Source organism: Streptomyces sp. rh34 (assembly GCF_002551245.1).
Taxonomy (GTDB): Bacteria; Actinomycetota; Actinomycetes; order Streptomycetales; family Streptomycetaceae; genus Streptomyces.
Genome location: NZ_NTGZ01000085.1, coordinates 1 through 12,148, shown reverse-complemented (window position 1 = coordinate 12,148; position 12,148 = coordinate 1). Strand labels below are relative to the sequence as shown.

Sequence of the window (12,148 nt, the reverse complement as noted above, 5' to 3'; positions counted from 1 at the left end):
GCGCGTTCTTTCTGCGCAGCGTCCAGAAGGCGGTCCCACTCAGGCCTGGCCGCCTTCAGCCATCGCTGCTCCACCCGTCCCTGCCAGTCCTAACGCTGGGAGGGGGGTTTGTTGGTGTTCGGTGAGGCGGCTGGTCTGGTGTGTTGGTGGTTTGCTGAGAGGTGGAATGGGCGGGCCTGGTAGCTGGGTNTAACGCTGGGAGGGGGGTTTGTTGGTGTTCGGTGAGGCGGCTGGTCTGGTGTGTTGGTGGTTTGCTGAGAGGTGGAATGGGCGGGCCTGGTAGCTGGGTAGGGGTGTCTGAGCTGGAGTTATGTGTTCTGCGCTGAGGGCAGCTGGGTGTGTTGTAGGTAGTTCTAGCGTGTAAAGGCCTGATTGGTGTTTGTGCTGGTCAGGGCCTTTTGCCTGTCTGATGGGCGGGGCTAGCGGCTGCGGGCGCGGGTGTGGGGGCGGTGGTGGGTTTCGGCGAGGTGGTCGAGGCGGATGGTGTCGAGGGTGGTTTTGGTGATGCGTTCGGTGCCGTCACTGATGGCGGTGATGGCGGCTTGGCGGATGAGTCGGGTGAGGGATCCGATGCGGCCTGCGGTGCGCTGGTGGAGGTATTGGGTGTGGCGGGGGAGGGTGCCGGGTTTGTGCTGCTGGAGGTCGAGGGCGTTCTCGATATCGGTGATGACCTCGCGGAAGGGTTCACGCTTGCCGTGGCGGGCGGAGAGGGGGCCGCAATCGACGAGCGTGGCGCGCCCGGCGAGTTGGGCTCCTCGCACGCCGGTGAACAGGGGGGTGTCGGTGACGTTGATGCCGGCGTAGACGAATGTCGCGGGCAGGCGTTCGCTGAGGTCTTTCAGAAGGTCGGCGGTTTGGGCGCCGGTGGTGGTGCGGGGGTTGAGGCGGTGGATCTCGTCGATCATCACCAGCTGGATGCCGGCCTGGGTGTAGGTGTGGCAGACGGCTTCGGTGATCTGAGTCTGGGTCATGCGCGTGGCCACGGGGATGCCGAGGTAGCGGGCGAACTCGGTGATGAGGGTTTTCGCGGTCGCGCCGGGCGGGACCAGAACATACGCGACGGGCACTGAGGTGTGCGCTGATCCGGGTGGTGGCGGGTTTTTGCGGGTGTGGGCGAGGTGGCAGGTACGCCCGACGTTCAGGAGCGCGGTGGTTTTCCCGGCTGCGGCGGGTCCGGTGACGATGAGGGAGGGCCGTGCGGTGGTCTGCTGATGGCGGCCGAGGATCATCAGGGTGCGGACTTGGGTGGCCAGGGTGTGGATGGCGGGGGTGCGGATGGTGACGAAGCTGGAGTGGTAGGCCAGGCGTTCCTCTGTGCTGCGGGGCGGGTCGCCGGGCCGGGGAGGGGCGACGGGGTCGGTGGTGGCGAAGCGGTGCCAGCCCTGCCAGGTGGTCAGCGGCCAGGACAGCTCGGCTCCGCCGCTGTCGCCGGCGCCGGCTGGTGTGCTGCTCGCGCTTGGCGGGCTGGGGGTCACCATGTGGCGGCTTCCTCGTGCGCGTTGTAGAGCCCGAATCCGGTGGCAGGGGCGGGGCTGAGGTCGTCGTCGGGCAGGTTGTCGAGGTCGTCGATGCCTTCGTTGCCTTGCTGTGCCGGGCTGTCGGCGGGTCCCTCGATGCCGTGGTCCCCATCGCGGGCTGCGGGGAGCGGGAGGTGAACGGTGCGGGCCAGGAGTGCCCGTTCCGTTGTGGTGGCGTGACCGCTGTGGACGCGGCGCATGAGCTGGTCGAGGGCATCGGCAAGGCCGGCTTCGTACCGCTCGGCGTCACCGTGGTTGCCGTCAACCGCCTGGGTGCGGATGTGCTGCCAGGTGCGTTCGTCGAAGGGCCGGTGGACGTGGTCGCGGTGGATCCACGGAATCTCGGTGAGTTCACCGTCGGGAAGGCGGACCCAGATCTGGCGCACGTCGTGGGGGTTGTAGTGGATCTCCCATTTCCCGCCGCGTCCGGCGACGGGGGAGGCCTGGCCGCGGTGCGGGGCGAGGAGGTCCGCGTCGTAGGTGCGGTGGTGGAGGGTGATGCCGCCGGGGGTGATGGCCTGCCAGCGCACGGGGAGCAGTTCGAGGTAGTCGCGCCCGGTCAACGGGACGGGTACATAGCCGGCGACGGCGACGAGCGCGGCCCACATCTCGTTCGGCGTGAGGGCCTTCCTGGGCATCATCGGGTGGCGCAGCCCTTCGTGGGGCCGGTGGTGGTAGTGCACCAGCCACTCATCGAGGAGGTCCTGCATCTGGGTGACGCTGTAGCAGGCGTCTTTCTCGGTGTCGGGGCCGCGGCGGGTGACGTCGGATCCGGTGTAGCCGGGCAGGTGCTGGCAGAACAGGGCGTTGATGGAGCCGAAGGTGCGCTCGACGATGCCCTTCGCGGTGGGGGCGCGGGGCGGGGCGGGCTGGACACTGATGCCGAGGCTCTCGCAGGCGGCGGTGAACGCGGCGGAGACGAAGACTTTGCCGCGGTCGACGACGATCGTCTCGGGCAGGACGACCGGCCGGGCCGCCGCGCCGGCCAGACGTTCGTCCAGCGTGGCCAGCCGCTGGTGGGGGAGTGCGCGGGCGTGGTCCATGCGCAGGATGTCCGGCCAGGTCGGCCTGGCCGGGTGCGGGACCGCCATCTCCGCGAGCAGCAGGGCCGCGTCCACGGCTTTGGTCGCGCTGGGGCACAGCACGGCGGCCAGGATGGAGCGGGTGGCGACGTCGACGGCGATGGTCAGCTCGGGCCGGGCCAGGCGCCCGTCGTCGAAGAGGGCCAGGACATCCAGGCGGGTGGTGTCGATCTGGACCTGCTCGCCCGGCCGCAGCGCCGTAGCGGGGGTGAAGGCCCGCCCCTCGACACTCGCGGGCACCTGCCGGACCGGACCGCTGGGCAGTTCGCCGGGGCGGGCGAGTGTGGTGACGAGCCGGTACAGCGTCGCCTGGGACGGCACGGGTACCGTACCGGGGCCGTGCTGATCTTCGAGGATCTGGTTGATGAGCGGGAACAGGCCGTTGATGGTGCCTTTGGAGCGCCCGCGCCGGCGGCGCAGCGCTTCACGGACGGCGGCGACGACCCGTTCGTCGGACCGCCCGGTAGGGCTGGAGGCACGAGTGGTGCGGTGGTCCAGGAGCCCCCACAGGCCCTGCTTGCGATAAGCGAGCCGCATGCGCTGCACCGTGGTGCGCGACACCCGGCCGAACCCGAGCGCGGTCAGCTCCTCGGCCTTGGCCTGCTCCCGCTCGGCCAGCGTGTGCCGCTCTGGGTCGTACTGCTCACGCACCGCTCCAGCACTGCCGGGCCCGCCGGCAAGGCCGCATTCGACTTCCCGCACGTGCCGCTGCCAGGCCAGGGCCTTCTCCCGCGCCGCGGCGGGGGCGGTCTCGAACAGCCCCCACTGCGGGGCCGCCTGCGGTACATCGGCCCCGATGACGCTGAAGCCGGGATCGGCGAACAGGTACCCGGCGAGCACCGCCTCGCCGCCACCGTCCGGGCCGACGAGATGGATCACCTGCCCGGACAGGGCGACCACCTGCCACTTCACACCGCGGAACCGGACCTGCGCCCCGACCTTCACCGACGGCCGGGCGTTGCGCCGCGCGGTCACCGAGCCCCTCCCGCCATGCCCGGACCCGGGCCATTCCAGCCCGCGGGACCGACCAGAACGCGTTCATGCAGCGGTGCCTCCATGGCTGCCGTCACCCGCCCGTGCCACAGAGCGTGGAAGACCACCGGCAGGACCTCGATCGGGTCACCGACCGCTTCGACGCCCTCGATCAGCGGCCGCGGCCGCGCGAACGCCTCCACCACCGCAGGCATCAGGCCGGGGCGGCCGGCGTTGCGGGGATGGCGGTAGCCGGCCAGCCATTTCAGATTGGCGGCCAGGACGTCGTCGAGCGGCGCAAGACGCCGGTAGGTCCAGCCGATCTCCTCACACGCCGCGCTCACCGCTTCGGCCGCCTTCACCGCACGGTCGCCGCCGGCCTTCGGATGGCTGGGGCAGTCGGCCAGCAGACCCGTGCCGTCGCGGTACCGGGCGAACAGCTGCGGCACCCAGGAACGCACCCGGCCCCGCTCCTCCCGCCACAGCAACCGCACTGGACGCCCCGCGAGCCCGGTCACATCGGGGTCGCGGTCCAGGACCATCAGCTGGGTGCGCATCGCGTTCGAACCCGCGGCCACGTGCCGCCCGGTGGTCGCCGACCACCACAGCCCCGGCCCCCACCGGCGCCCCGGGATCACCGGGAACGCCGACACCGGTCGCAAAGCCTCGAATCCCACGGTCATGGCGGCATCCGCCCACCGCTGCTGAACCGACTGCCCCACCGGATCGAGGAACACCGCCTCGAACCCGCTCCCACGATCCACGGCCACTCGCCCTGCCCGGCCCCCGGGCCGGGCGGCCTCTCCTGTGCTGATCACCCGCGTCAGCCAAGCCGCCCGCCTGCCGTCAGCATCCTCCTCAGCGTCCCGGGGGACATATCCGCCCACCGGGCCACCTCCTCCAACGGCACCCCGCCGTTCACCGCCGCCACCGCGGTCCGCTTCCAGGCCGCCTCAACCAGACCGGCACTGTGACCGAGACCCTGCAGCAGCTGCCGGGCGACCTCGGCGGTCGGCCCGCTCTGCACGCCGCGCAGCTGCAGCAACTGCTCCTCGGCACTGCCGAGGAGACTGCCGATCCGCATCCGCTGCTCGGCCGGCACCACCGCCCGCCACATCGTCCCCGAACCGGGTGCCTTCTTCTCCTTGCCCACCACCCGCAACTGCCCCGCCATCGTCACCGGCTGATGCTCCCGGCGCAGCCACCAGGGGTCGTTGTCGTATCCGGGGGGCCCACCGGCCCCGCGGCGCAGCCGGATCATGCTGCCCATCCACGCGATCAGCGGACCGCCATGGTCCGCCGCAGCCAGAGGCCCCAGCCAGCCCCGGCCCACCCGCTCACCGAGCCGACGGCAGAACAACCCGTCGACGGACAGTACTTGCGGCCTCCCGGCACCACTGTCCACCCACACCAGCCGGGCCATGCCCGGATCCAGCAACGCATCGGCGACCGCCACTACCTCGGGAAAGACGACCGCGTCCCGCCCCACGATCCGCCACCACTCCAGATCACCCCCGGCATCACCGCCCGCGACCTGATGCAACCGCCGCGGCCAGACCTTCTCCCGCTCCCAGTGCAGGGCCTGCTCCCACCACCGAGCCACCACCGCGTGCGCCAGCGCGAACACCCGCTCCGGCTCGGCCCCCGCCCGCACCGCCCGCCGCGCCACCCCCGCCCACCGCAACCGTGCCGCGACCACCTCCGGCAGACGCCGCACGTCCAGATGCTCGTGGGGCTGGTCGGCATCCGCATCAAGGAACCACCGCCCGTGCCGGACACACACACGGTCCCACCGCGGGGCGTACAGCACCGCCCGCCCAGCCGCCCCCGTACGCCGCGCCGTGCACAGACGACAGCCGAACGCCACCGGCCCGGCAACCGCACCACCGATCCGCCACGCCGCCACCGGCTCCCCGCCATCCGCGGCCGGCAGCCTGGCATCCTCCCGCCCCCAGGACGGCAACGCCCGCCCCAGCACACCCTCCTCCACGCCGCACAGGCCTGCCAGGAGCCGCCGCCCCGCCGTGTTCAACAACACCTCGGCGTCTGCCCGCGCGCCCCCGCCGTCGTGCCGAGGCTGGTGGCTGCGCCACTTCCAGCAGGACCGCAACGCCGTCGCTTCGAGCCCGTAGCGGCCGGCGATGCGGCAGATCAGCGACGACGTCGTCTCTCCGCGCAGGGGAGCGGTACGTAGGAGGCCGGGAGGAAGGATCACTCCACCACGGTCTCGTGTTCGCCGTCCCTGGCGCGCACTTTCGGAACGGATGCCCAGCGGATGAAGCAAACCGCAGATCCACGCGGGACGGCTGTGGAGGGCAGACCCCTTGCCGCCGGGGAGTAGTTGGGCCTCCGTCATCGTGATGTCTTTCCGGGGCGGAGGAGTCGTAGCAGACCGCGCCAGGTCAGCCGCGGATGGGAACCAGGCTCCTGGATAGGGGTGACGTGCGCCCGCTCCGGTAGTGGAGGCCCATCGGCCGGGGGCGCCGCCAGGCGCGCGGACACGGTCGACACCGGGTGGAAAAGAAAGTTGGGTGACGGCATCCGGATTCGGGCCCCCTGGCGCGTGTAGGCGGTGAGGACGCACGTTCTCACCCAACGAGTCGTCATGATGGGAGGCCGGTCTGTGACCTGGCTGGAATGGATGGGAGCCGGGGGGATCTCGATCCCCGTGCTGCTCCTGGCGTACTTCGCGCTGCGCCGTACCAAGAGCGCGCTGGAGATGTGTCTTCAGGTGTTCCTCCACACCCGCACGGAACGCGAGCACCGCGCGACGATGATCGCGATGGCGGCTGCGCTCCCGCAGGGCGGGGCCGCAGCCCGCTTCGAGGAGGGGCAGCCGACCTGGCTGTTCTACAAGCACTCGGAGCCGGGCCCTCGGGCCATCGCCTCGCGGGAGGCTGCGTGAGCGAGGCCGACCAGGGCACGGATTTCGAGGCGTTCGTTCTCGAGACCAGCGCGGTCTTTTCCCGCGTAGCCCGGGCCGAAGCAGGCGATCCGCACAGCGCGGAAGATGCTGTGCAGATCGCTTACATGCGCATGTTCACGTCGTGGGAAAAGATCGTAGCGCGGCCCGGTAATCGGACCGCATACGGTCGTATCGCGGTCAAGAACGCGGTCAAGGACCAGTTCCGGCGTAATCGACATGTGTCCCCTGCCCCGTTGCAGGAGCTGCCCGAACAGGAATCGCGGATCGGAATCCCCGATGCCGCTTACGAGTTCATTAAAGAGGATATCGATGCTTTAGTTGCCAAACTTCCCGACCGGCAGCGGCAGGTCGTGACTCTGTGCGTTCTGCAGGACATGAGTCCTGAGGAAGCGGGGAAGCGGCTGGGCCTCAAGGAGGAGTCGGTGACGAGATACATCCGTATCGCCATCAAGAATCTGAAGAAGTACGTCCACGAGACCGGCGAGGAGGGAACCGCATGAACTTCTGGGATGAAGTAGACGAACAGAGCGCCATCCGGCTCCTCGCCGTATGGGTCCTGCTCGAACGCTCTGAGCAGGCACTTTCGAAGAGTCCGCGGACACCTGAGGACTCGGAACAGGCGGAGGGGGGCCAGCTTGCCGGCTGGCCCCCGGCCCCCGCCCCACGCCCGGACACCCCAGAGAACAACCAAGCCAAGCGCGAACTGATCGTTCTGCTTGTCCGCGAGTACAAGAAAAATGCGACTGCGCCAGAAACACGGCGGATCGCTGAACTCTTGGAGTATCTGGACAGGCCCGAAGAAGCTTTTCCCTGGTGGGAACGGGCTGCCGGGAGAGGCGATGAGGACGCGAAGGATTACCTTGAAATTCTTCGTGCCGAGATGCAGGAAAAGGGAAAACATCCTGCTGGCCTATCGGAATCTCTTCAGCGTGACGGAGAGAGTGCTTCCTCGTTCGTGTGGAGAGCTTGTTCAAAGAGTCCTGGCTCCGACGCCATCACGGCTGTACGGGTGGCTTTGAATGCCGCATCCAGTACGGATGTCAGCGAAGAGGCAAAAAATCTAGTCAGGGACATCGAAATGTACATGCGGCATCCTGATCGAATGACAGACGGAAGGCGCCGCTAATGCACAGTCTTTCGTCATGCCTGCAGGAATTGGGAGCCGCCCTATAGGTGAACCCATCATGAGTGCCTCACGCCGAGGCACAACGACTCGTTGAAGCAGCGGCCGCCCGGACATCCGGGCGGCCGCTGCTGCGTACTGGATCCGCGAAGCGACTCACGAACCCAACACCCATCCCGCCACCTCAACGCCTGCGCCGCAGCCCTACGGCCCACGGACTCGGCCGCTGCCGCGGTAGTCGACTCACGCGAGCGGCACGAGAGGCCCTTGCGGGTGCCGGCTGCCCAGGAGTTGGCCTGCCCGGCCTGGCAGCCGAGCAGAGGCCCTTCCCGCAGGTGACCGACCACGTTCTCCTCGAGGCCGCCGCGCGAGGCTCCGGCAGACAGCGCGGTGACGGGGCGTCGTCCCGGCCAAGGCACAGCCATGGCACCAGAGCACGGGGCCAGACCATTCGCGCTGCCGCGCCCGCACCGGAACCGCTCTTCTGCAAGCTGCTCGTCCACGTCGTGAACAGAATCGGCGAGTGCCTGCTGCGCGCTGAAACCGCGTTCCCCGTTGCCGGGCGGGCACCGCGTGGGGGGTGTCGCTCAAAGGAATGCGAGGGGGTCGGGCTGGCTGAAGGGGGAGTGGGCCGGGAGGCGGCTGAGGAGGTCGGGGGTGAGCTCGTAGACGTACCGGGTGCGGGTGGCGTCGGCGAACATGCCTTGGTGCAGCGCGCGCCTGGACACGGTGATCAGCCCGTTCCTCGCGAGTTCGTGGAGTCCTTTGCGGCGGGTCTCGTCGCTGAGGTCGTAGAGCTCGCGTCCGATGCGGGGGGAGAGCCAGACCTGCTTCTTCTCGTCCCCGCGCTGTTCGTGCAGCAGTACCAGGTACATGGCAATCGCGGCCCCGGACAGCTTCATGATCCAGCCGTTCGTCCAGAGCCCGGCTGACAGCTGGACGTACAGGTGCTCGTCCCGCTGGGCACGATCGGCCTCTGTCTTGCCCTTGATCCGCTTGAACGCGATGCCGGGCGGCATGTAGGGGCGGCCGTTGCCGGAGTCGCTGAGCAGGTGGACGGCGGAAGCCTCACCCGGCTTCCGCCGGACGTCGACGAAAGCCTCGTTGTCGAGCCAGCGCAGCGCTACCTGCACCCGGCGCACGCCGGCGGGCTTGGTCCCGTAGCCCAGCAGCAGAGCCCACTCCTGGGCCCGGTACTGCATGACTGGTGCCGTCTCGTTCCGCGCCAGCCACAGCATCGACAGGTAGAGCTTCAGCCTGGCCTCCCCGCCCTTGCCGCCGCTGCCCCGCAGAAGCCGGGCAAGAGGAGGCGCCTGCGCCGCCGGGTCGGGCGAAGGCCGGGCGATGAACCGGTAGCGCACGGCGGCACTCGTGGCGCGCGCCCGGCCCGCGGCCTCCTTCGCGGCCACCTGCTGATCGCGCACCGCATCGGGATCGAGCTTTACGTTTCCACCGCTCACAAGGCATCCTTATACGCGATAAGTCAATCTAGTACTAACATGTCTAAGGCTACTACAAAAGCCGCTGTAAGAGTAGGGGTGAAGCGCCAGAAAGCCCTTTCTGGCGGCCCTTCAGGAAGAGACGAGCCCCTGTAAAACGGTGAGGCTTGACTCCAAAAGGTAGGGGTGCTAATCTTCATTGCACGTCGAAACACTCACCAACACGGGGCGGCCAGGTCTGCCGGCCCAGAGGATTGAGGGTGGAGGCGTAGCGAACACTCGCAGGGGGAGACCCATGGCGGGGCCCACCGCACGGGGTGACACCCGGGGCCTCCGCTGTCCCCGCAGGCCTCTCGTACTGGCCTGACTGCGCACGTTCGCGGACGAGGGGTGGCCCCGGGGCCACCCCTCGTTTTTCATTTGAGCTCCACATGCCCCGGAACCCGGTGGATCCGCAGCGGCGTGGTCCGTAGCCAGCAGCCCGTCTGGCGCCGCCGCTAGCAGGGCCGCCCGGCCCGGGCCGGACTCCTGCGACACCTTCGGGCGATCTTGGTGGAGACGGTGGTCACCACCGCCACCGGATCGCGGGCGGTGATCCGGGCCACGCCCGTCTTTCCGCCTGGAGGGTGCGGGCGAAGGTGACCCCGGCGCCCTTCACCGTTCAGCGATCTGCTGGGACCTGTTCGCCAGACGGGAGCTGGACGGACTTCTGGACGGGCCCGGCCACGTCTTCTTCACGCCCCGGCTCCGGGCACCGGCCAAGGCGCGTGCGTGTCGCGCACGCACGAGGCGAGGCCTCGACCATGGGGCCCGGGGCGGGCGTTCGGTATCCGGCGCCACACGCCGGCCGCCCGCCCCGGGCCCCGCCACCTCACCGCGCCCACCACCCGGCCCGTGGTGAGTTCCACTCACCACCCCAGGTCAGAGCGCCGTGCGCCCGGAACTCACCACGGCCTGGCGCTCAGCGAAGCCGCGGTGAGTCCCGGAGCCGGCGCGCCGGCCGGGAGCGGCTGCACCGTCCGGCCCGGGTGACATACGGGGTGACACAGGGGATGACAGGCGCGGTGACACAGGGAGTGACGTACGGGGTGACACAGGGAGTGACACCGAGAACCGTGGGCGTCGCCCGTTCTCCCTGCTCAGCCCGGGGTGGGCCGACGGACGGTCCGGGGTGGCAGAGTGCGCGTGCGGAACAGCTATGTACGGAAGAGCCTTGGGAGCCAATCATGTATGAAGTCGTCCTTGCGGCTCGAACTTCGCACTCAGTGAACTACGGGGAACTCGTCGGGGGAGCGCTAATCGCTCTCCTTGGGACGATGTTGGCGCTGAATGTGAGAGGCTGCGCCGAAACTGCTTCAGATTTCCTTGGGAACAGGCTTCTCTCGGCTTTCTATCATAATGACCTCATTCTGAGAGCTCCTGCCGCCGCCTTTGCGATACTGGGTTCCATTCTTTTCCTGATCAACCTGAAAATTCTCCTCTTCGGATTCTATTGATCAGAAACGGTTTGGGTTCTGGGGCGTTGGACGGGTGTGAGCGATCTGGTGGGGGACGCGCGGCATCTGTCACCGTCGGCGCAGGAAGCCCTGCGGCTGCGGGCGGTGGCCGCGCTGGTGGCGAGACGGGACCGCGAGGACGTGGCGGCGGTGTTCGGGGTGTCACTGAAGGCGGTCGACACGTGGTGGGCGAAGTGGCAGGCCGGCGGGCGGGAGGCGCTGCTCATGCGTCCGCGTGGCAAGCCGGTCGGGGTGCACCAGGTGCTCGGGGAGGCCGAGCAGGCCGCGGTGCGGCAGGCGGTACTCGATCACCGGCCCTGTGACGTGGGGCTTTCCGGTCAGCTGTGGACGCGGCGGTTGGTGGGCGAGCTGATCGCGAAGCTGTACCGGGTGCGGCTGACCGAGGTGGGGGTGGGCAAGTACCTGAAGCGTTGGGGGCTGTCCTTCCAGCGTCCGGACAAGCGGGCCGTCGAGCAGGACCCGGATGCTGTCCGGCGCTGGCATCAGGAGACCTGGCCGGAGATCCGCGCGAAGGCGAAGGCCGACGGTGGGGAGATCCTCTTCGCCGATCAGGTCGGCATCCGCTCGGACCAGGTCACCGGCCGTACCTGGGGTGAGAAGGGTAAGACACCTGTGGTGCGGCGGAGCGGGAACCGGTTCTCGGTGAACGCGATGTCGGCGATCAGCACCAAGGGCCGGATGCACTTCATGGTCTTCGCCGAGAGCTTCACCGCCGAGGTGATGTGCCGCTTCCTGGACCGGCTCGCCGGCCACTTCGACCACAAGGTCCACCTCGTGGTCGACGGGCACTCCGCCCACCGCTCCAAGAAGGTCCGCGACTGGCTCGCCGCCCACTCCGACGACATCGAGCTGCACTTCCTGCCCCCGTACTCGCCCGAGCTGAACCCCGACGAGCTGGTCAACGCGGACCTTAAGCACAGCCTGCCCAAACAGCACCGGGCTCGCGATCAGGCCGAACTCGCCGCCGAGACCCGCCGCTTTTTCCGCAGACGCCAGCGTCAGCCGCACATCGTCCGCGGCTACTTCGGCGGCCCGCACGTCCGCTACGTCTTGGACGAGAACCCCATGAGTTTCTGATCAATAGTAGTCGCTTTCGCAGAATGCACGCATGCCCCCGGAGTCTTCCGGGGGCCGGGCGGGGGTGGTGCAGATTCCCAGTCTTTACACGGCCTCAAGACGTGATGCACTCGCTGGGGTTTGCTGCGGACGGGGGTAGGAGAGATTTCCAATCTGTACACAGGTCCCGGTGGTGATGCAGGGTCAGGGCCCGCCCCCGTCCGGCCGGTTGACGACACGACCGCCCCGGACCGACCCTCCCCTGTAGCCAGCAGCCCGCGCAGCGGGCTCCTCCTGTAGGCGGAGCCGGAAGGAGCACCACCCGACCACCCGTCACCACCGGTCCCAGCGCGGAGCGCAGGGACCCGCCAAACCACCCACCCCGCCTTATGGATTCCGGAGGAATTCATAAACAATTCCGGAGGAATTGTTTTAAAGCCCGTAGGGCTTTATCGTCTTTACGGTCCGTAGGACCGTGCGTCGTTCCCCCGGAGGGGGACGCTGTCTCTTATACAC

At 68.7% G+C, this 12,148-nt stretch carries 10 protein-coding genes; 5 read left to right on the top strand and 5 right to left on the bottom strand.

Annotated features, from left to right (window positions below):
- Nucleotides 1–419: 419 nt before the first annotated feature.
- The 4 genes from CR470_RS17700 to CR470_RS39580 form a co-directional block, all read right to left on the bottom strand.
- On the bottom strand, nt 420–1,397 hold the full coding sequence (locus CR470_RS17700; RefSeq protein ID WP_097868577.1) for a TniB family NTP-binding protein: 978 nt from the start codon (nt 1,395–1,397) through the stop codon (nt 420–422).
- A gap of 74 nt (nt 1,398–1,471) precedes the next feature.
- The gene (locus tag CR470_RS17695; protein ID WP_097868562.1) at nt 1,472–3,574 is read right to left on the bottom strand and encodes a Mu transposase C-terminal domain-containing protein; all 2,103 of its coding nucleotides are present in this window, start codon (nt 3,572–3,574) and stop codon (nt 1,472–1,474) included.
- Complete coding sequence (locus CR470_RS17690) at nt 3,571–4,335, bottom strand: TnsA-like heteromeric transposase endonuclease subunit (protein ID WP_373561422.1); 765 nt, start codon at nt 4,333–4,335, stop codon at nt 3,571–3,573. The genes CR470_RS17695 and CR470_RS17690 overlap by 4 nt, the downstream gene beginning before the upstream one ends.
- Nucleotides 4,336–4,394: 59 nt before the next feature.
- The gene (locus CR470_RS39580; RefSeq protein ID WP_373561421.1) at nt 4,395–5,786 is read right to left on the bottom strand and encodes a DNA-binding protein; all 1,392 of its coding nucleotides are present in this window, start codon (nt 5,784–5,786) and stop codon (nt 4,395–4,397) included.
- A 408-nt stretch (nt 5,787–6,194) separates the two neighbouring features.
- On the opposite strand from CR470_RS39580, the gene CR470_RS17680 reads away from it, so the two are divergent.
- Genes CR470_RS17680 through CR470_RS39125 form a run of 3 tightly spaced genes read left to right on the top strand, consistent with a single transcriptional unit; the run spans nt 6,195 to nt 7,623 of the window.
- Nucleotides 6,195–6,476, top strand: a complete 282-nt coding sequence (locus CR470_RS17680) for a hypothetical protein (protein ID WP_097868575.1) — start codon at nt 6,195–6,197, stop codon at nt 6,474–6,476.
- Entirely contained in the window at nt 6,473–6,997 is a 525-nt protein-coding gene (locus CR470_RS17675; protein ID WP_097868560.1) for an RNA polymerase sigma factor, read from the top strand. The genes CR470_RS17680 and CR470_RS17675 overlap by 4 nt, the downstream gene beginning before the upstream one ends.
- Nucleotides 6,994–7,623 carry a hypothetical protein gene (locus tag CR470_RS39125; protein ID WP_143663826.1) on the top strand — a complete coding sequence of 210 codons (630 nt, stop codon included), beginning with the start codon at nt 6,994–6,996 and terminating at the stop codon, nt 7,621–7,623. The genes CR470_RS17675 and CR470_RS39125 overlap by 4 nt, the downstream gene beginning before the upstream one ends.
- A 584-nt stretch (nt 7,624–8,207) precedes the next feature.
- On the opposite strand, the gene CR470_RS17670 is transcribed toward CR470_RS39125, so the two are convergent.
- Nucleotides 8,208–9,080, bottom strand: coding sequence for a hypothetical protein (locus tag CR470_RS17670; protein WP_143663825.1), 873 nt, complete (start codon nt 9,078–9,080; stop codon nt 8,208–8,210).
- A gap of 1,205 nt (nt 9,081–10,285) precedes the next feature.
- Here CR470_RS17670 and CR470_RS17665 point away from each other — a divergent pair.
- Nucleotides 10,286–10,555 (top strand): hypothetical protein, encoded by a 270-nt coding sequence (locus tag CR470_RS17665; RefSeq protein ID WP_097868558.1) that lies wholly within the window; start codon nt 10,286–10,288, stop codon nt 10,553–10,555.
- Between the two features lie 36 nt (nt 10,556–10,591).
- On the top strand, nt 10,592–11,653 hold the full coding sequence (locus CR470_RS17660; RefSeq protein ID WP_218923770.1) for an IS630 family transposase: 1,062 nt from the start codon (nt 10,592–10,594) through the stop codon (nt 11,651–11,653).
- The last annotated feature ends 495 nt before the right edge of the window (nt 11,654–12,148 follow it).